The sequence below is a fragment of the Streptomyces sp. Ncost-T10-10d genome (genome assembly GCF_900091955.1).
In the GTDB taxonomy this organism is placed as follows: domain Bacteria; phylum Actinomycetota; class Actinomycetes; order Streptomycetales; family Streptomycetaceae; genus Streptomyces.
Genome location: NZ_FMDF01000182.1, coordinates 26,681 through 45,950 on the forward strand (window position 1 = coordinate 26,681; position 19,270 = coordinate 45,950).

Genomic DNA, 19,270 nt, shown 5'->3' on the forward strand with positions numbered 1-19,270 from the left:
GTTGTGGTGATTACTGCCCGGCGCGAGCGGCGCGGCTGATGGTGGCGTCGATCAGGGCGAGCGCATCTGCGGCGGTGCGGCCAGGGTGCCGGTTCCAGGGGCCGATCAGCCCGGCCCAGCCCTGGGAGCGGAGTTCGGCGACGAGCCAGGCGCCGGCCCGGTCCACGGTGTCGCGGGAGCCGTAGCCCAGGCGGTGCGCGGTGAGGAGGGCACCGCAGACGCACCGCGCGCCGCGGACGTTGCGCAACCTGTACGGGGTGTTCTGCCAGCCCCACTCGGTCAGGATCTGCCGTGCGTAGGCGAGATGGGTGGAGGGACGTACCTCGGGCTGCCCGATGCGCCGCCAGGAGTGGATCCGGTCGGGGAGGATCGCACCCAGGCGCCCGGGGAGGGGCCGTTCGCGCGGCGCGGTCGCCGGCAGGGCACGGGCGGAGTCGGCAATGAGCTGGTCGACCGGTACGGACAACAGGTCGCGCCAGTCGGCCGGGTGGCTGACCGGCAGTTGTTCCGCGGTGCCGGGGGTGGAGGGGAGCAAGGGTTCGGGGGTGGTGAGGTCCCAGCCGGAGACGATCTGTTGCCACGCCTCGGTGTCATGGAGGCGAGCGGCCTGAACGTCGAGTTGGTCGGGGGTGAGGGTGGGGGTCGACATGGATGCGAGGCCTCCGTCACATCGGTCCTTGGCGTTGAGGCGAATGTCTGTCGGGTACGGGGATTGCTCCACCGGAGCGTGGCGTTCGGGTGTGCCGGGGTGGATTCGGGGGACCGGCGAACGGCACGCGGGGGGTAGCCCCAGCACGAAGACGCAGGCGCGCTCCAATGCACGGACATCTGTACACAGAGCACTGTGTGACGCATGGCAGAGAAGCCACCGATAGCAGCCGCGCACGACACACACGCCGCGCACGACACACACGCCGCGCACGCCACCAGCCACCACCCGCGTGCACTGGTTCTACGCGCCGACCTCGCCCTCTTCGAGCAGCTCCGGCGTGGAAACGACCCGGACCCGAACGGGATCCTGGGCCCGGCCGTGACCCAGGCGGACAACAACAGAAAAGAGACGGACGCACCATGATGCTGCGCTATGCCCTGCAGACGATCCGGGACCGTAGGGGCGGATTCCTCGGTGCCTTCCTGGCCCTCATGTGTGCCGCCGCCCTCATCACCGCCTGCGGCACGCTGTTGGAGACCGGCCTGGGCGGAAGGATCGCCACCGAACGCTATGCCGCCGCGCCGCTCTTGGTCTCCGCCGACCAGAACGTCCACCGCACCACCGTCAAGCACAAGGGCAACGGAAAAACCAAGGTCAAACACAAGGCGAAGCCGGTCGCCGAGCGCGCCTGGCTGCCCGCGGCCATCGCTGACCGGATCAGCAACCTGGAAGGCGTACGGAAGGTCGTTCCCGAGCTGACCTTTCTGGCCCAGCCCGTGACTCGGTCCGCGCCCCAGTCCCAGCTCGCCGCCCACCCCTCGTACGGCCACTCCTGGGCCTCCGCCCCACTCACCCCCTTCGCTCTCGTCCGAGGCCGCGCCCCCGCCTCCGAGGACGATGTGGTGATCGACCGCGGCCTCGCCGAACAGAAGGGCCTGAAGCCCGGGGACCGGCTCGTCGTCCAGTCCACCAGCACCCCCCGCCCGTACCGCATCAGTGGCATTGCGGCCCCGGCCGGCCGGAGCGACCTCCGGCAGCAGTCCTCACTGTTCTTCTCCACTGCCGAGGCCGAGCGCCTTGCCGCCCGCCCCGGCCGGATCAGCGCCCTCGGCGTGATGCCCGCGCCCGGCACCGACCTCAACCGGCTGAAGCAGCAGGTCGAACAGGCGCTCAGGGGTACCACCGCGCAGGTCGCCACCGGTGACGACCGCGGGCCCGTCGAGTTCCTGGACGCCGCGGGAGCCCGTATCAAGCTGGTCTCCATGGGCGGCGCCATGGGCGGTACGTCCCTCCTGGTCGCGATCCTGGTCGTGGTCGGCACCTTCGCGCTCTCCATCCAGCAGCGGCACCGCGAACTGGCCCTGCTTCGCGCCATCGCTGCCACCCCGCGTCAGGTCCGCCGCCTCCTCGGCCGTGAGGCCCTGGCCGTCGGAGCCGTTTCCGGTGTCCTGGGCGCGCTTGCCGGACTGCCCCTCGCCGAATGGCTGCACAGTCGATTCATCGACATGGGTGTGATCCCGGCGACCCTGGAACGCACCGCAGGCATCTTCCCGGCCTGCGCAGCCCTGGCCGTCACTCTCCTCGGCGCCTGGGCGGCGGCGAGGATCTCCGGCCGGCGCATCGCCCGTATCCGTCCCGCCGAGGCCATGGCCGAGTCCACGGTCGAGCGCGGCCCGGCCCGCGGCCGGATCGTCGCGGGTCTCGTGCTGCTCGCGGGCGGCGCCGCGCTCATCGCCGTACTGAGCGTCCTGCGTACCGAGGCCGCCGCGACGCCCGTCACATTCCTGGCCGTCGTCGTGTCGGCCACGGCCGTATCACTGCTGGGCCCGTTCCTCGTGCGACTGGCTTCTGTACTGCTCGCGGGACCACTTCGACTTGCGGGTTCCGGGGGACCGCTCGCGACCGCGAACATCCGCGGGAACTCCACCCGGATGGCCTCCGTCGTCACCCCGCTCACCCTGCTCATCGGGATGACCTGCACGGTTCTCTTCGTTCAGCCGACGCTCGGCGACGCCGCCCGCGCCCAGGCCCACGACGGCGTCCGCGCCACCTGGGTACTGGCCGCGCAGGGGCCGGGTGTCCCGTCCGCGGCCGCCGAGACCATCCGTAGGACGCCGGGTGTCACGGCCGCCACCGAGGTCGTACGGACCACCGTGCGCGTCGGCCTCGACAAGTACCAGGCCCAAGGCGTCACCCAGGCCGGACTCGCCCGCACCTGGGACCCTGACGTGACGAGCGGATCGCTCACCGAGTTCACCGGCCCCGGCACCGCCGCGATCAGTGAACTCGCTGCCGACCGGCTCGGCCTCCACCCCGGCAGCAAGTTGAAACTCCACCTCGGCGACGGCACCCCCGCCACCCTCACCGTTGCCGCCGTCTACAGCCGGGGCCTGGGCTTCGGCGACCTGACCCTGCCCCATGATCTGCTCGCCCGTCACATGGACAACTCTCTTGCCGCCACGGTCCTGGTCGCCGGGGACAGCGGCCGTGACGAACTCGCCGCCGCACTCGAGCAGTTCCCCGGCGTCTCCGTACTCGCCCCGGCGACCGCCGACCGGCTCCAGGCGGACCGACAGCAGGAGAATGCGGCGGTCAACCATCTCGCCCTGGGCCTGGTCCTGGCGTTCACCGCCATCGCGGTCGTCAACACCCTTGCCATGTCCGTGTCCGAGCGCATCAGGGAGTTCGCCATGCTCAGGCTGGCCGGCGCGACCCGGCGTCAGGTCCTGCGGATGCTCCGCATCGAGGCCCTGTCGGTCCTGCTGATCGGCGCTGCCCTCGGCAGCGGTATCGCACTGGCTGTACTGACCGCCTTCAGCATCGGCATGACCGGCAGCGCGGCGCCCGCGGTTCTGCCGCTGGTGTACGCGACAGTGGTGGGCGCCGCCGCACTGCTGGCACTGACCGCCACGGCGCTGCCCGGCCGACTGGCACTCAGGGTCCGCCCGGTGGAGGTAGCCACATCCAGGCAGTGAGCCTCCGACGGGGTCCGGCGTCGGCGTCCTGCGGCTGGGACGCCCCGCCCGACTCCGCCCGCCCCCGTCGCCGTCCTCCCGCTGGACACTCCCGTCCCAGCGCCGTCCGTCAGGTCTCGACCGGAAGCCCCGCCGCACGCCACGCCTGGAACCCGCCGATGAGATCGGTCGCCCGGTGCAGCCCCAGCTGCCGCAGGGACGCGACGGCGAGACTCGACGCATAGCCCTCGTTGCAGACCACCACGATGTGGAGATCGTGGCTCACCGCCTCCGGAGCCCGATGGCTTCCCTGTGGGTCGAGCCGCCACTCCAGCTCGTTGCGCTCGACGACCAGCGCCCCCGGAATCAGCCCGTCCCGTTCCCGCAGCTCCGCGTAACGGATGTCCACGAGCAGCGCTCCGTCCACAGCGGCGGCGACCGCCTCCTGCGGGCCGACCCGGACGAACCCGGCCCGGACCCGCTCCAGCAGTTCGTCGATCCCGACCGGCTCCGTACCACCCCGACGGCCGTCGCTCACTGCCAGTCCTCCGGCCGTTCGACCTGCTCAAGACGGAGCACCGCACCGGTACGGCTGTAGCGCCGGATCTGCGGCAGCGGCGGGTAGTACGCATGGACGGAGACGGCGTGCTCCATGCCGGACTCGTTCAGCACCTCGTGGACGTGGTGGCGGCCGAATGCCCTGCCCTGGCCGGTGGCCAACTGCCGGGAACGGTCGATGCCCTCGGCGAGTTCGAGGGTCTTCCAGCCGTCGGTGGGCAGCCGGGCGGCGAGCGACAGCTCCTTGAGGGTGCCGACTGCGGTGGTGAAGGCGCCGATCGAGTCGGCGTGGTCGTGCCAGCCGGTGCCGGTACCCGGCGGCCAGCCGATCAGCCACGCCTCACTGCCACCCGGTCCTTCCAGCTGGACCCAGGTGCGGCCCTCGGGATCGAGGGGGAGCGAGGCGACGATCTCGGCGTCGGCGGCGACCGCGCGGACGAAATCGAGCAGCTCTGCGGCCGTCGGACCGGTAGCACCGTGGGCGGCGGGGGAGGGCATGCGTACAGGGGGTGGCGTAGGAGCAGACACAGAGACCGTCCTGAGGGTTCGCGCGGAGGCACGCCCGCACGACAGAGCGCACGGCGCGGCAGGAGGAGGCGATTCAGCAGGACGGGCGACACACACAGCCCGCATAGCGGACGAGGTCCATATGGACCCTCCGCCACAGGCGCACATCGGTGTCGGTCACGTTTCGGAGTACACCATGTGCGCCTGCGATGGTCAATTGATGTCCGCTGTCCGGTCGGAGCGTACTGAGGTGGGTGCCGCGCCGCCGCGCATTGCGTCCGCCGCCGCGAAGAGCTCACGGGGCCGTACCCCGCCGAACGACGCCACCAGGTGACCGTCCGGCCTGATCAGCAGCACGGTGTGCGCCGACGCCCCCGGATAGTTCTCGGTCACCAGCAGTTCGCCCTTCATCGGCAGCGCGTCGACAGCCGCGACGAGGCGGGGCATGACGCCCGCGGACATCCAGTGCCGCCGGTCCCACACCCCGGTTCCGGGCGCCACCAGGACCACCAGCAGATGGCCCTGCCCCAGCCGCTCGCGCAGCCGCACGGTCGTGCCGTCGGGTGCCGTCACCCGTACATCGGTGACCGGCGCACCGGGGGGCGTACCGACAGATGTGTGCGCTTCGGCGTGTGCGGGCGCAAGGGGCGAGTGCGAGTACGAAGGGGGCGCACCGAGGGGGCCGCACCCCAGATGTCCGTCGGTGAGCAGTGAATCGTGCCCCCGTGCGCTCCCCGGTACCAGGGTCCGCAGACCTCCGCCGCCGCGCAGTATCGGCAGCGACTGGTCTGCGGCGCGCAGCCGTGCGGCGACCGCGGCCCGGCGCTCCGCCTGGTAGCTGTCGAGCAGTACGTCGGAGGCGCCGTGGTGCCAGGCCTGGGCCAGCTTCCAGGCCAGGTTCTCGGCGTCCCGCAGCCCCTCGTCGAGCCCCTGGGTGCCCAGTGCGCCCAGCAGATGGGCGGCATCCCCGGCCAGGAAGGCCCGGTCGACCCGCCAGCGCAGGGCGAGCCGGTGGTGCAGCGTGTACACGCCCGTGTCCAGCAGTTCGTACGGCGGTGTCTCGCCGCACCAGCCCGCCAGGGTGTCCCGGACCCGGGTGATCAGGGCGTCCGGGGTGACGAGCTCGCCACGCGGCGGAAGCAGCCAGTCCAGCCGCCAGGCGCCGTCCGGCAGCGGCCGCGCGGTCACCTCGGCGCCGCCGGTGCGCCACGGCGGCAGTCGGTGCAGCACGGCCTGTCCGGGCCAGGGGAGTTCGGCGCGCAGCGCCGCGACGGCATGCCGCTCCACCGCCGTCCGACCGGGGAAGCGGATGTCGAGGAGCTTGCGCACGGTGGACCTGGCGCCGTCGCAGCCCACCAGATAACTCCCGTGCCACCAGGTCGCGTTGGGCTCCCTGGTGTGCACCGTGACCCCGGCCGGGTCCTGCTCGAGTGTGTCGATCCGGCTGTACGGAGCCACCTGCACCAGCTCCTGTGCGGCCACCGCGTCCCGCAGCCCGCGGGTCAGGATGTGCTGCGGCAGATGGATGGGGGCCGGTGACGGATCGCCCTCGGGGGAGTCCTCTCCGAGCGGCAGCTCACGCACCAGCTGCCTTCGCCGCATGGACCGCCAGCCGGACCACCGCATGCCCTCGTGCCGGAGCGCCTTGCAGCCGAGCCGTTCCACCAGGGCCGCGGTGTCCTCGCGCAGCACCACCGTCCGGGCGGGGCGGGTCTCGTCCTTGCCTGGGTCCTCGTCGAGCAGGACGGAGGGAACGCCTTGCGCCGCGAGGGCGAGCGACAGCGCCAGACCGACGGGCCCGGCGCCGACGACGATCACCGGGTCCACGACGAGGCTCCTCGAATCCGTGCAGGCAATGCAGGCGAAAGGAGTGAAACGGGCGTAGGGGGCGGGGGTGGTGTGGCGGCGGCGGGGGCTCGGTGCGCGATCACAGAACGTATGCAACCTACTGCCGGTGCTTGCGTCAAGCGACACCGGAACGCGGCGAGGGGCGGTGGCAGATGCGCCACCGCCCCTCGGGGACGTATTTCGACGAGCCGTCAGACGGCGCGTCCGTCGTCGACGACGAGCGACGGCGTACCGATGGTCTCGGGTGCGCCCCCGGGTGCGGTGCCCTTGTTCTTCTTGTTGCGCCGGAGCCACCGCTCCAGCCAGCTCGCGAACGAGGTGAGCGCGAAGTTCACCAGGAGGTAGATCAGGGCGACGATGGTGAAGCACGCGATGGTGTTCGCACCGTAGTTCGCAGCCATCGGCCGGACCGAGGCCAGCAGCTCGGGGAAGGTCATCACGGCACCACCGAGCGCGGTGTCCTTCACGATGACGACGAGCTGGCTGACGATCGCCGGCAGCATCGCCGTCACCGCCTGCGGCAGCAGCACGAACACCATGGTCTGGCCCTTGCGCATGCCGAGCGCCTTGGCAGCCTCTCCCTGGCCCTTCGGAAGGGTGTGGATACCGGCTCGCACGATCTCGGCGAGCACGGAGGCGTTGTACAGCACCAGACCGGTCACCACGGCATACAGCGGACGGTCGTCGGTGCTGATGTTCGTGTACTCCGAGTACACCGCGTTAGCGATGATCATCAGGATCAGCACGGGGATGGCGCGGAAGAACTCCACGACCACACCGGCCGGCACCCGTACCCACCGGTGGTCGGAGAGCCGACCGATGCCGAAGAGCGCTCCGAGCGGCAGCGCGATGATCAGGGCGAAGAAGGCCGCCTTGAGCGTGTTCTGGAGACCCGGCCAGATGTACGTCACCCAGGGCTGGGAGCTGGTGAAGAAGGGCTCCCACTTGATCCAGTCGAGCTGGTGCTTCTCGGTCAGGCCCTTGTACACCCACCACACCACGGCTGCGGCACACAACACGAACAGCACCGTGTACAGGATGTTGCGCCGTTTGGCGCGCGGTCCTTGGGCGTCGTAGAGGACGGAACTCATCGCTTCACCGCCACCTTCTTGCTCACCCAGCCGAGGATCAGGCCGGTCGGGAGGGTCAGAACGATGAAGCCGAACGCGAAGACCGCAGAGATCAGGATCAGCTGGGCCTCGGCCTCGATCATGCCCTTCATCAGGTACGAGGCTTCGGCGACCCCGATCGCGGAGGCGACCGTGGTGTTCTTCGTCAGCGCGATCAGCACGTTCGACAGCGGGTTGACGACCGCGCGGAACGCCTGCGGGAGGATGATCAGGCACAGCACCTGGGTGAAGCTCAGCCCGAGGGCACGTGCCGCCTCCGCCTGGCCGACCGGGACGGTGTTGATGCCGGAGCGCAGCGCCTCGCACACGAAGGCGGCGGTGTAGGCGGCCAGGGCGAGCACCGCGAGCCGGAAGTTGATGTCCGTGAAATCGCTGGCGCCGAGCTTGATATCCAGCGTCTGGAAGAGGCCCAGCGACGAGAACACCATGATCACGGTCAGCGGAATGTTCCGGACCACGTTCACGTACGCGGTGGCGAAGCCGCGCATCAGGGGGACCGGGCTGACCTTCATGCCGGCCAGCAGCGTTCCCCATATCAGGGAGCCGAGGGCGGAGTAGACGGTGAGCTGCACCGTTACCCAGAAGGCCCCCAACAGGTCGTAACCTTCAAGAAAGTCGAACACGATCTCCCGCGCTTCCGCGTGTAGGAGGGCACGGCGCGCCGCCGTTCACGGACGGCGCGCCCGGTCAGCCCTGCTTCACTTGACGATGTTGCCGATCTTCGGGGCGAGCTCGTTCTTGTAGTTCGCCGGGCCGAAGTTGGCCTTCACGGCCTTGTCCCAGGAACCGTCCGAGACCATCTTGGTGAGCGCGTCGTTGATCTTCTTCTTGAGGTCGGCGTCGCCCTTCTTCAGGCCGATGCCGTAGTTCTCGTTGGTCATCTTGAAGCCGGCCAGCTTGAACTTGCCCTGGAAGTTCTGCTGCGAGGCGTAGCCCGCCAGGATGCTGTCGTCCGTGGTCAGTGCGTCGATGACCTTGTTCTCCAGGCCGGTCAGGCACTCCGAGTAGCCGCCGTACTCCTGGAGCTGCGCCTTCGGGGCCAGCTTGTCCTTGACGTTCTTCGCCGAGGTGGAGCCGGTGACCGAACACAGCTTCTTGCTGTTCAGGTCGGCCGCGGACTTGATCGAGTCGTCGTCGGCGCGGACGAGGATGTCCTGGTGCGCCAGCAGGTACGGACCCGCGAAGTCGACCTTCTGCTGCCGCTCGTCGTTGATCGAGTAGGAGGCGGCGATGAACTTCACGTCACCGCGCTCGATCGCCGTCTCGCGGTCGGCGCTCTTGGTCTCCTTGAAGACGATGTCCTTGGCGTCGTAGCCGAGTTCCTTGGCGACGTACGTGGCGACATCGACGTCGAAGCCGGTGTACTTGCCGTCGGGGGTCTTCAGGCCGATGCCCGGCTGGTCGATCTTGATGCCGATCGTGATCTTCTTGCCGCCGCCCGCACTGTCCGAGCCGCCGTCCTTCTTGTCGGAACCACAGGCGGTGGCGGTCAGGGCGAGGGCGAGCACGGCGGCCGAGGCGGCGGTGACCTTACGAAGCTGCATGGTGAGATTCCCTAGAGTTGACGCGATGTGAGTGATCGGCCGGTCCGGGTACCGGCGGTGCAGGATCAATCAGTGGTGAAGGATCTTCGACAGGAAGTCCTTGGCCCGGTCGCTGCGCGGGTTGCTGAAGAACTGGTCGGGCGTGGCCTCTTCGACGATCTTTCCGTCGGCCATGAAGACGACGCGGTTCGCGGCCGAGCGCGCGAAGCCCATCTCATGGGTGACGACGACCATCGTCATGCCGTCCCGGGCGAGCTGCTGCATGACCTCCAGCACCTCGTTGATCATCTCCGGGTCGAGCGCCGATGTCGGCTCGTCGAAGAGGATCACCTTCGGGTCCATCGCCAACGCCCTTGCGATGGCCACGCGTTGCTGCTGACCGCCGGAGAGCTGGGCGGGGTACTTGTCGGCCTGCGTCGCCACGCCCACCCGGTCCAGCAGCGAACGGGCCTTGTCCTCGGCCGCCTTCTTGTCCGTCCTGCGGACCTTGAGCTGGCCCAGCATCACGTTTTCGAGCACCGTCTTGTGCGCGAAGAGATTGAACGACTGGAAGACCATGCCGACGTCGGCGCGCAGCCTGGCCAGCCCCCTGCCCTCCTCGGGCAGCGGCTTGCCGTCGATCGATATGGCGCCCGAGTCGATCGTCTCCAAGCGGTTGATCGTGCGGCACAGCGTGGACTTCCCGGACCCGGAGGGCCCGATGACGACCACGACCTCGCCACGGGCGATGGTCAGGTCGATGTCCTGGAGCACATGCAGCGCGCCGAAATGCTTGTTGACGTTGCTCAGTACGACAAGGTCGTTCGCCGCAGGTGCGGCGTCCTCGGCGCCCTTGGTCACTGAAACTCCGCTCATCGGCTTCTTGCTCCGTCCTCCTCGGTTGGGAAGGACCCTAGTGACGCAGTGCGACCAGCGTCATTACATCTGAGCGGAAATTGAGCATAACGATCCGGCGGCAACCGGACACTCCGTGTGAAGGGGACGGCCGGCGAGCCTCCGGGGCGTACCGGGTGGATAACAGATGGCTCGATGCAGTGGGCGGGCCCTTGACTGACGTACCGGTCATCGGAGTGGATGCCCTGGTACGCCATGACGTGAAACACCTTGGTACGGGGAAGTGACGAGAGGCGTACGAGAAACCGCACTGACACGTACCGGCGCCGCACCGACCGAAGAACGCCGCGCCGCACCTTTGGAAAGGGGGGCCCATGAGACTGCTGCTCGTCGAGGACGACAACCATGTCGCGGCCGCCCTCTCCGCGATCCTCGCCCGGCACGGCTTCCAGGTCGTGCACGCGCGCAGCGGCGAGGAGGCGCTGCAGGCGCTGCTGCCCGCGGACACGGAGCCCTTCGGTGTCGTGCTCCTCGACCTCGGCCTGCCCGACCAGGACGGCTACGAGGTGTGCGGGAAGATCCGCAAGCGCACCGCCACCCCGGTGATCATGGTGACCGCGCGCGCCGATGTCCGGTCGCGGATCCACGGCCTCAACCTCGGGGCCGACGACTACGTGGTCAAGCCGTACGACACCGGCGAGCTCCTCGCCCGTATCCACGCCGTCAGCAGGCGCAAATCGGCCGGCGAGGACACCGTTCCCACACCCGTCGCCGCTCTGCGCCTCGGGCATGTCCACATCGAGCTGCCGACCCGCCGGGTCAGCGTCGACGGATCGGAAGTCCAGCTCACCCGCAAGGAGTTCGACCTGCTCGCGCTGCTCGCCCAGCGCCCCGGTGTGGTCTTCCGGCGGGAGCAGATCATCAGTGAGGTGTGGCGCACGAGCTGGGAGGGAACGGGGCGCACGCTCGAAGTGCACGTCGCGTCCCTGCGTTCCAAACTGCGGCTGCCCGCACTGATCGAGACGGTGCGCGGGGTCGGCTACCGCCTCGTCGCCCCGTCCGCGTAGAGGCGTACGTCCCAGGTGCGCACCCGGCTGCTTCCCCTGCTCATCATTCTCATGGCGAGCGTGCTGCTCGCCCTCGGCTTCCCGCTGGCCGTCAGCGTGGCCGGCGCCCAGCAGCAACGCGTCGTCATCGACCGCATCGACGACACGGCACGCTTCGCCGCGCTCGCCCAGTTCATCGCCGAGCGAACCCCCGGTTACGACGAGAGGCGCCGCACCCTGCGGAGCGAACTCGACACCTACGCATCGGTGTACGGCATCCGGGCCGGCGTCTTCTACCGCGACGACAATGCCATGGCGAAGGCCCCGACCACCTGGCAGCTCCCGATCGAGGGGGAGGGGAGAGAGGCCTTCAAAGAGGCGCTCCTGGGGCGTCGCAGCCACGATCCGCCGCAGGTCTGGCCCTGGCAGCGGGGCAGGGTCGTCGTCGCCTCACCCGTCGTACGGGACGGCGATGTCGTCGCCGTCGTGGTCATCGACTCGCCCACCTCCGAAATGCGCGCACGCACGCTGCGTGGCTGGTTGCTCATCGCGGCCGGCGAAGTCGTCGCGATGCTGGTGGCGGTCGGCGCCGCGATCCGACTCACCGGCTGGGTACTGCTGCCCGTACGGACTCTGGACGCGGCCACCCACGACATCGCCAGCGGCCGGATGAGATCCCGGGTCGCGGCCTCCGGGGGGCCGCCGGAACTGAGGCGCCTGGCCCGCTCGTTCAACGAGATGGCCGACAACGTCGAGGATGTGCTGGAGCAGCAGCGTGCCTTCGTCGCCGACGCCTCGCACCAGTTGCGCAACCCCCTTGCCGCGCTGCTGCTGCGGATCGAACTCCTCGCGCTCGAACTCCCCGAGGGCAACGAGGAGATCGCCTCCGTGCGCACGGAGGGCAAGCGCCTCGGGCAGGTTCTCGACGACCTGCTCGACCTGGCGCTGGCCGAACACGCCGATGCCGATCTGCAGCTCACGGACATAGGCGCACTCACCGCGGAACGCGTCGCTTCCTGGCGGCCGGTCGCAGAGGAGAAGGGAGTACGGCTCAGGACGGACGGCTCAACCGCCGTGACGGCCTGGGCGGACCCCATCGCCCTGTCGAGCGCCCTCGACGCCATCATCGACAACGCCCTGAAATTCACCCCTGCCGACGAAGAGGTCCTCGTCACGGTCGCCTCCGGCCGCGACGACGTCACGGTCGTCGTCGCCGACCACGGACCGGGCCTCACCGCGCAGGAGATGGAGCGCATCGGCGACCGCTTCTGGCGCAGCGCCCAGCATCAGAACGTGAAGGGTTCCGGCCTGGGGCTCTCCATCTCCCAGGCCCTCCTGGTGGCGGGCGGCGGCTCCATCGGCTACGCCGCCCATGAGCCGCACGGGCTGCGGGTGACGGTGTCGGTGCCACGCCAGGGCCCGCAGGGCTGAGCGCGGACGGGAGAGGGCCCGGCTCGGGGACCGGGCCGGCCGAGCGGTGCCGGGAATCAGGGCTTGACCGAGCGGTAGTAGCGCTTGGCCCCTTCGTGCAGCAGCAGCGGATCGGTGTAGATCGCCGTACGCAGATCCACCAGCTGGGCCGCGTGCACCTCGCGCCCGATCCGGTCCCGGCTGTCGATTACGGTCCGGGTGAAAGCCTCGGTCATCGCCGGATCCGTACGGTCCGTGGTCACCAGCACATTGGCGACCGCCACCGTCGGCACCGCCTGCCCCTGCTGCGCATTGCGATAGGCGTCGGCGGGCATCACGGCCGACCGGTAGTAGCGGGCGGACCCCCCCACGGCCTGAAGCTCCTTGATCAGCGGGGCCTCCAGCGGCACCAGCCGGATCGCGAACCGGTCCGACAGCTCCTGCACGGCGGAGGTGGGCAGTCCGCCGGACCAGAAGAAGGCATCGAGCAGGCCGTTCTCCAACTGCTTCGGCATGGTGTCGATACCGTCGGGAACCGGTGTCACATCGTTCGCGGGATCGAGACCGGCGGCCGTCATCAGCCGGTCGGCGACCAGCCGTACGCCCGAACCCGGCTGCCCCACCCCGACGCGCTTGCCGATCAGGTCCGAGACCTTCCGCACCTTCGAGTCCCGGGGCACGACCAGCTGGATGTAATCGTCGTACAGCCGCACACAGCCCCGCAGCCGGTCGGCGCCGGGCTTGCCGCTGCGCAGATAGGTGGCGAGGGCATCGGTGGTGGCGATGGTGAAGTCGGCCTTCCCGGTCGCCACCCGCGTGATGTTCTGCTGCGATCCCTCACTGGTCTGCAGCCGTATCGACACCTGGGGCAGATCCGTGGCCAGGTCCCCCTTGAGCCGCTCGCCGTAGCGCTGGTAGACCCCGCTGCGTACGCCGGTACTGAAGGTCAGCGTGCCGCTCGGCGCCGGTTCCCCGAGCGGGAGCAGCCACCACAGCAGCAGCCCGAGCACGACGGCGAGGGCGGCGCACGCCTGAAGGGTGCGGCGCCAGCCGATACGGGACAGTGCCTGGAGCATGGCGGCGATCCTGCCAGCCCGCCCGGGCGATGACCAGGGCCGGGCCCCGGTGGTCCGGAGCCTTGGTCCCCGCAGCCGGACGCAGGGGCCGTGAGCCCGGCCGGAGAGGTATGCATCATTGCGGCCCGATCGGAGCCCTTACCCTGGACGGGTGAGCGGCAACGACGTGGCTGGTGGAGTAGTGGACGGTTTGAAGACGTACGAGGTGCGCACCTACGGGTGCCAGATGAACGTCCATGACTCCGAGCGGCTGTCGGGGCTGCTGGAGGACGCGGGTTACGTACGTGCCGCCGAGGGCTCCGACGGCGACGCCGACGTCGTCGTCTTCAACACCTGCGCGGTGCGGGAGAACGCCGACAACAAGCTCTACGGCAATCTCGGCCGGCTCGCCCCGATGAAGACCAAGCGGCCCGGTATGCAGATCGCCGTCGGCGGCTGCCTGGCGCAGAAGGACCGCGACACCATCGTCGAGCGGGCTCCCTGGGTGGATGTCGTCTTCGGTACGCACAACATCGGCAAGCTGCCGGTGCTGCTGGAGCGCGCCCGTATCCAGGAAGAGGCGCAGATCGAGATCGCCGAATCCCTGGAGGCATTCCCCTCCACGCTCCCCACCCGCCGCGAGTCCGCCTACGCGGCGTGGGTCTCCATCTCCGTCGGCTGCAACAACACCTGCACCTTCTGCATCGTCCCCGCGCTGCGCGGCAAGGAGAAGGACCGCCGCACCGGCGACATCCTCGCCGAGATCGAGGCACTGGTCGCCGAGGGCGTCTCGGAGATCACCCTGCTCGGCCAGAACGTGAACGCGTACGGTTCCGACATCGGCGACCGCGAGGCCTTCTCCAAGCTGCTGCGCGCCTGCGGGAAGATCGAGGGCCTGGAGCGGGTCCGTTTCACCTCGCCCCATCCCCGCGACTTCACGGACGACGTGATCGCGGCGATGGCCGAGACGCCCAATGTGATGCCTCAGCTGCACATGCCGATGCAGTCGGGCTCGGACACGATCCTCAAGGCGATGCGGCGCTCGTACCGTCAGGAGCGCTTCCTCGGCATCATCGAGAAGGTGCGCGCCGCGATGCCGGACGCCGCCATCTCCACCGACATCATCGTGGGCTTCCCCGGCGAGACCGAGGAGGACTTCGAGCAGACCATGCACGCGGTCCGCGAGGCGCGCTTCGCCAACGCCTTCACCTTCCAGTACTCCAAGCGCCCCGGAACCCCGGCTGCCGAGATGGAGGGGCAGATCCCCAAAGAGGTTGTCCAGGAGCGGTACATGCGCCTGTCCGCCCTCCAGGAGGAGATCTCCTGGGAGGAGAACAAGAAGCAGGTCGGCCGAACGCTGGAGATCATGGTTGCGGAGGGCGAGGGCCGCAAGGACGGCGCCACCCACCGCCTCTCCGGACGCGCCCCCGACAACCGGCTGGTCCACTTCACCAAGCCGGACGAGGAAGTGCGTCCGGGCGATGTGGTGACCGTCGAGATCACCTACGCGGCCCCGCACCACCTCCTCGCCGAGGGCGTTCCGGTGGGCGTACGGCGAACCCGGGCCGGGGACGCCTGGGAGAAGCGCACCACCACAGAGGCCGCCAAGCCCGCCGGAGTGATGCTCGGGTTGCCGGGTATCGGCGCCCCGGCGCCGCTGCCGGCCGCCGCGGCCCCCGGCTGCGGCTGCGACTGACACCAGCAGGAAGCAGACGGCGGCGGTGGCCGACGGGCGCATCGCACCCAAGCAGTACGCTGCCCACCATGCTTGTCGCCGCCGCAGTCTGCCCCTGCCCGCCCCTGCTGGTACCCGAGGTCGCCGCCGGTGCCGCGCCCGAGCTCGACACCCTGCGGGACGCCTGCGCCGATGCCCTCGGCGTGCTCACCGCCGCCCGGCCCGATCTCCTGATCGTGATCGGGCCCGCGGACCACGCGGGGCGTGGCCCGCATCCCGAGGGGGCCACCGGTACCTTCAAGGGCTTCGGCGTCGACCTCGGTGTACGGCTGGGGCGCGAAAAGGCGGTGGCCCACCGCCGGCTTCCGCCGTCCCTCGCCGTCGGTGCCTGGCTGCTCGCCCGCGCGCAATGGGCCGAGGCACCGGTCGAAGGGCTCGGCGTGGGGGAGCCGCTCGAAACCGGTCGCTGCACCAGCACCGGACGGGACCTGGCCGCCAGGGCGGACCGGGTGGCCCTGCTGGTGATGGGCGACGGCAGCGCCTGCCGCACGCTCAAGGCCCCCGGCTATCTGGACGACCGAGCCGAGGCATTCGATGCGGCGGCCGCCCATGCGCTGGGCACGGCGGACCCCGACGCGCTGATCGCGCTGGACGAGTCGCTGGCGTACGAGCTGAAAGCGGCGGGCCGTGCGCCCTGGCAGGTGCTCGCGGGCGCGGCCGAGGGGGCGGGCCTGGGCGGACAGCTGCTGTACGAGGACGCCCCGTACGGCGTGGGCTACCTGGTCGCCACCTGGTCCTGAGCCCCGCCCATATCCTTGCCCGAGCAGATACGGCCGACGGCCGTGCAGCGTCGTCGCTCCACGGCCGTCCGTCGGGCTTGATCAGTTGATGTTCAGGAAGCGGGCGGCGTAGTCGGCGGCGTTCCGCCCGGCGTACCCGGCGGCGTTCCGCCTTCGTCGTGCTTGGTACCACCCTCGTCGTGCTTGTGGGACAGGCGCTCGACCGCATCCTTGGCCTTTTTCGTGCCGGACTCGATCTTGTCGCTGTACTTGCCCTTGGTCTTTTGGTCGACCGTCCGTGCGGCCTTGTCGAGCCCTTGGTCGATCTTGTGCCCGTGCTGATGCGCGAGATCGCCGACCTTGTCCTTGGCGGGGCTCAGCTTGGCCTTCAAATTGTCCAGGAAGCCCATCGGGCACCTTCCCTGCTGGGGGACTAGGGTCGGGCGTCCTCTCCGACCTTGCTGCCGACGGCCTCATCAGGCGGCCCTGCGAGGGAACGGCAAACCGTGAAAAAACGCCCGTATTCACTAACGAATTCTACTGGTACGGGCGAAGATCCGCGCTGCTCGAAGCGTCGCACCCGGCTACTCGCCCTGCCCCGGGGCCGGCGCCGGAGGCTTGTGACCGGAACGGCAGACGACCCCCGTTCGGAGCCGGTCACCCGACTCGTTCCGGAAGAGGGCCGGAGGTTTGCGAGACTGGGGCGGTGAGAAGTTCAGCTCCCGCACCGCGGGTCATCACCGTCGTCGGTCCCACTGCAGCCGGAAAGTCCGATCTGGGGGTATTCCTTGCCCAGCAGCTCGACGGCGAAGTGGTCAATGCCGACTCCATGCAGCTCTACCGGGGGATGGATATCGGCACTGCGAAGCTGACGCTCTCCGAACGCGGAAACGTTCCGCACCACCTGCTGGACATCTGGGACGTCACCGAGACCGCCAGCGTCGCCGAGTACCAGCGGCTGGCCCGCGCCGAGATCGACCGACTGCTCGCCGCAGGCCGTACCCCCGTCCTGGTCGGCGGCTCGGGGCTCTATGTGAAGGGCACCATCGACGCCCTGGAGTTCCCCGGCACGGATCCCGGCGTACGGGCCAGGCTGGAGGAGGAACTGATCGAGCGCGGCTCCGGGGCACTGCACGCCCGGCTCGCGGCCGCCGATCCCGAAGCGGGCCGGGCCATCCTGCCGAGCAACGGCCGCCGAATCGTCAGGGCCCTCGAAGTCATCGAGATCACCGGCAAGCCCTTCACCGCCAATCTCCCCGGTAACGATGCGGTGTACGACACCGTCCAGATCGGCGTCGACGTGGCCCGCCCCGAGCTCGACGAACGCATCGCGCTGCGGGTCGACCGGATGTGGACGGCCGGACTCGTGGACGAGGTGCGCGCCCTGGAGGCGCACGGTCTGCGCGAGGGACGGACCGCGTCCAGGGCGCTCGGCTACCAGCAGGTGCTTGCCGCGCTGGCCCAGGAGTGCACCGAGGACGAGGCGCGCGCCGAGACCGTACGCGCCACCAAACGATTCGCGCGCCGTCAGGACTCATGGTTCCGCCGCGACCCGCGCGTCCACTGGCTGAATGGCGCCGCCGAGCACCGCGGGGAACTCCCGCACCAGGCGCTGGCGTTGGTCGAACGAGCGGTTACAGCCTGATCACGTGATGGCATCGGGAAGCCCTGCCCGTCATTTCGGTGACCGGGAGCGTGCCATCATCGAGCATCGATCGACCAGTGGAGTCCGAGTTGGGAGGGCGCGTGGCGATGGAGGCCGGCCCTCGCGACACAGAACAAGACGCACCGGACGCGCTGCACGAGGCAGGACGCTTGAGCCCCGACGGGCCCGATGAGCTCGAGGTGACCCCCGAGGTCGAGGTCGAGCTGCGGCCCGCGCGGCGTCTGCGCATCTGGCAGCTCGCACCGATCGTCATGCTCGCCGCCGTGGGATCGCTGATGTTCGCGTTCCCGCTGGCCTTCGAGTTCGGCGACGGCGGCGCGGTCGTCGCCATGCTGGGCCTGCTGATCAGCTGTTGCGCCGCGGGCTGGGGCATGATGGCCGCCCGCCGCGTGGGTTACACCTGGCCCGGGCTGCCGCAGCGGGGCTCGGGCGAGCGATCCGACTGGCGTGTGATCGCGCTGTACGTCGCCGTGTGCGCCGCACTGGTCGCACTGGCCGTCTGGCGCGTGGCACGGCTCCGCTGACGGACGCGGCGGCTCTCCAGGCGTGACGTCCGGCTTCCTGTGCTGCCCGTCCCCTGGCCGGTGCGCCCGGTCCGGTTTCGTCGGCTGTCGGTGCCACCTCGTACAGTTGCCCTGTGAGCACCTCGCAGATCGCCTTCCTCAAGGGCCACGGCACCGAGAACGACTTCGTGATCGTTCCCGACCCGGACAACGCCCTCGACCTGCCCTCCTCCGCCGTCGCCCGGCTGTGCGACCGCCGGGCCGGCATCGGTGGTGACGGGCTGCTGCACGTCGTACGGTCCGCCGCGCACCCGGAGGCGCGGGCCATGTCGGGCGAGGCCGAGTGGTTCATGGACTACCGCAACGCCGACGGCTCGATCGCCGAGATGTGCGGCAACGGCGTACGGGTCTTCGCCGGCTATCTGCAGCGCGCCGGGCATGTCGAGGAGGGCGACCTCGCCGTCGCGACACGGGGCGGGGTGAAGAAGGTGCACATCGCCAAGGGTGGCGACATCACGGTCTCCATGGGACGCGCGCTCCTCCCCGAGGAAGGCGTCACGGTCAGCCTGGACGGCCGCAGCTGGGACGCACGCAATGTGAACATGGGCAATCCGCACGCGGTCGCCTTCGTCGACGACCTGGCGCACGCCGGCGATCTGCTCTCCGCGCCGCCGTTCAGTCCCGCGGCCGTCTACCCGGACGGCGTCAACATCGAATTCGTCGTGGACCGCGGACCGCGCCATGTCGCGATGCGGGTCCATGAGCGCGGTTCGGGCGAAACCCGCTCCTGCGGCACGGGCGCCTGCGCCGTGGCCGTCGCCGCGGCCCGCAGGGACGGCACCGACCCCGCGGAGACCGGCACCCCGGTCACGTACACGGTGGATCTGCCCGGCGGCACCCTCGTGATCACCGAGCGGCCGGACGGCGAGATCGAGATGACCGGAGCTGCCGTGATCGTCGCCGAGGGCTTGATCGACTCCGCCTGGCTCGAAACGGCTATCGGCTAGAGCTTCGCTCGAATGGGTGATCCGTTTCACGCTGAGCGAGAGCCGGACTCCGCCACGTGGTGGGCTCGGTAGCATCAAGCACCGGCCCGGAGGCGCGTCCGC

At 69.8% G+C, this 19,270-nt stretch carries 20 protein-coding genes; 9 read left to right on the forward strand and 11 right to left on the reverse strand.

Annotated features, from left to right (window positions below):
* Positions 1-10 precede the first annotated feature (10 nt).
* Positions 11-649 carry a DUF6197 family protein gene (locus tag GA0115254_RS32685; RefSeq protein ID WP_093898884.1) on the reverse strand — a complete coding sequence of 213 codons (639 nt, stop codon included), beginning with the start codon at positions 647-649 and terminating at the stop codon, positions 11-13.
* Positions 650-853: 204 nt separating this feature from the next.
* Here GA0115254_RS32685 and GA0115254_RS32690 point away from each other — a divergent pair, with 204 nt between their 5' ends.
* Complete coding sequence (locus tag GA0115254_RS32690; RefSeq protein WP_093898885.1) at positions 854-1,075, forward strand: hypothetical protein; 222 nt, start codon at positions 854-856, stop codon at positions 1,073-1,075.
* On the forward strand, positions 1,072-3,627 hold the full coding sequence (locus GA0115254_RS32695) for an FtsX-like permease family protein (RefSeq protein ID WP_093898886.1): 2,556 nt from the start codon (positions 1,072-1,074) through the stop codon (positions 3,625-3,627). Before GA0115254_RS32690 ends, GA0115254_RS32695 begins: the two co-directional genes overlap by 4 nt.
* A 109-nt stretch (positions 3,628-3,736) precedes the next feature.
* On the opposite strand, the gene GA0115254_RS32700 is transcribed toward GA0115254_RS32695, so the two are convergent.
* From GA0115254_RS32700 to GA0115254_RS32730, 8 genes are all read right to left on the reverse strand, one after another.
* The gene (locus GA0115254_RS32700) at positions 3,737-4,144 is read right to left on the reverse strand and encodes a rhodanese-like domain-containing protein (protein WP_093898887.1); all 408 of its coding nucleotides are present in this window, start codon (positions 4,142-4,144) and stop codon (positions 3,737-3,739) included.
* Positions 4,141-4,662, reverse strand: coding sequence for a cupin domain-containing protein (locus tag GA0115254_RS32705; protein ID WP_093898888.1), 522 nt, complete (start codon positions 4,660-4,662; stop codon positions 4,141-4,143). The genes GA0115254_RS32700 and GA0115254_RS32705 overlap by 4 nt, the downstream gene beginning before the upstream one ends.
* A gap of 103 nt (positions 4,663-4,765) precedes the next feature.
* On the reverse strand, positions 4,766-4,852 hold the full coding sequence (locus GA0115254_RS47945) for a putative leader peptide (RefSeq protein ID WP_311605579.1): 87 nt from the start codon (positions 4,850-4,852) through the stop codon (positions 4,766-4,768).
* Positions 4,853-4,884: 32 nt separating this feature from the next.
* Positions 4,885-6,498, reverse strand: a complete 1,614-nt coding sequence (locus GA0115254_RS32710; protein ID WP_093898889.1) for an FAD-dependent monooxygenase — start codon at positions 6,496-6,498, stop codon at positions 4,885-4,887.
* A 212-nt stretch (positions 6,499-6,710) separates the two neighbouring features.
* Positions 6,711-7,610, reverse strand: coding sequence for an amino acid ABC transporter permease (locus GA0115254_RS32715; RefSeq protein WP_093898890.1), 900 nt, complete (start codon positions 7,608-7,610; stop codon positions 6,711-6,713).
* Entirely contained in the window at positions 7,607-8,272 is a 666-nt protein-coding gene (locus GA0115254_RS32720; RefSeq protein ID WP_093898891.1) for an amino acid ABC transporter permease, read from the reverse strand. Before GA0115254_RS32720 ends, GA0115254_RS32715 begins: the two co-directional genes overlap by 4 nt.
* Positions 8,273-8,347: 75 nt before the next feature.
* Entirely contained in the window at positions 8,348-9,193 is an 846-nt protein-coding gene (locus GA0115254_RS32725; protein ID WP_093898892.1) for a glutamate ABC transporter substrate-binding protein, read from the reverse strand.
* 69 nt (positions 9,194-9,262) lie between these two features.
* Positions 9,263-10,048, reverse strand: a complete 786-nt coding sequence (locus GA0115254_RS32730) for an amino acid ABC transporter ATP-binding protein (protein ID WP_093898893.1) — start codon at positions 10,046-10,048, stop codon at positions 9,263-9,265.
* 353 nt (positions 10,049-10,401) lie between these two features.
* On the opposite strand from GA0115254_RS32730, the gene GA0115254_RS32735 reads away from it, so the two are divergent.
* Together GA0115254_RS32735 and GA0115254_RS32740 are read left to right on the forward strand one after the other, a co-directional pair.
* Entirely contained in the window at positions 10,402-11,094 is a 693-nt protein-coding gene (locus GA0115254_RS32735; RefSeq protein ID WP_093898894.1) for a response regulator transcription factor, read from the forward strand.
* Between the two features lie 15 nt (positions 11,095-11,109).
* Entirely contained in the window at positions 11,110-12,504 is a 1,395-nt protein-coding gene (locus tag GA0115254_RS32740; RefSeq protein WP_093898895.1) for a sensor histidine kinase, read from the forward strand.
* Positions 12,505-12,560: 56 nt separating this feature from the next.
* Here the strand turns inward: GA0115254_RS32740 and GA0115254_RS32745 are convergent, their stop codons facing one another.
* On the reverse strand, positions 12,561-13,559 hold the full coding sequence (locus GA0115254_RS32745; protein ID WP_093898896.1) for a TAXI family TRAP transporter solute-binding subunit: 999 nt from the start codon (positions 13,557-13,559) through the stop codon (positions 12,561-12,563).
* A gap of 181 nt (positions 13,560-13,740) precedes the next feature.
* Between GA0115254_RS32745 and miaB the strand changes: the two genes are divergently transcribed.
* Both miaB and GA0115254_RS32755 read left to right on the forward strand, forming a co-directional pair.
* A complete protein-coding gene (gene miaB, locus GA0115254_RS32750; protein ID WP_093898897.1) occupies positions 13,741-15,234 on the forward strand; it encodes a tRNA (N6-isopentenyl adenosine(37)-C2)-methylthiotransferase MiaB in 1,494 nt (497 codons plus the stop codon).
* Between the two features lie 68 nt (positions 15,235-15,302).
* A complete protein-coding gene (locus tag GA0115254_RS32755; RefSeq protein WP_093898898.1) occupies positions 15,303-16,013 on the forward strand; it encodes a class III extradiol dioxygenase subunit B-like domain-containing protein in 711 nt (236 codons plus the stop codon).
* A gap of 92 nt (positions 16,014-16,105) precedes the next feature.
* Here the strand turns inward: GA0115254_RS32755 and GA0115254_RS32760 are convergent, their stop codons facing one another.
* A complete protein-coding gene (locus tag GA0115254_RS32760) occupies positions 16,106-16,402 on the reverse strand; it encodes an antitoxin (RefSeq protein WP_093898899.1) in 297 nt (98 codons plus the stop codon).
* Between the two features lie 296 nt (positions 16,403-16,698).
* Between GA0115254_RS32760 and miaA the strand changes: the two genes are divergently transcribed.
* The 3 genes from miaA to dapF all read left to right on the forward strand — a co-directional run bounded on the left by miaA (position 16,699) and on the right by dapF (position 19,168).
* Positions 16,699-17,637 carry a tRNA (adenosine(37)-N6)-dimethylallyltransferase MiaA gene (gene miaA / locus GA0115254_RS32765; RefSeq protein ID WP_093898900.1) on the forward strand — a complete coding sequence of 313 codons (939 nt, stop codon included), beginning with the start codon at positions 16,699-16,701 and terminating at the stop codon, positions 17,635-17,637.
* 107 nt (positions 17,638-17,744) lie between these two features.
* Positions 17,745-18,182: a hypothetical protein gene (locus tag GA0115254_RS32770; protein ID WP_093898901.1), complete on the forward strand. Its 438-nt coding sequence runs from the start codon at positions 17,745-17,747 to the stop codon at positions 18,180-18,182.
* Positions 18,183-18,295: 113 nt separating this feature from the next.
* Entirely contained in the window at positions 18,296-19,168 is an 873-nt protein-coding gene (gene dapF / locus GA0115254_RS32775) for a diaminopimelate epimerase (RefSeq protein ID WP_093898902.1), read from the forward strand.
* The last annotated feature ends 102 nt before the right edge of the window (positions 19,169-19,270 follow it).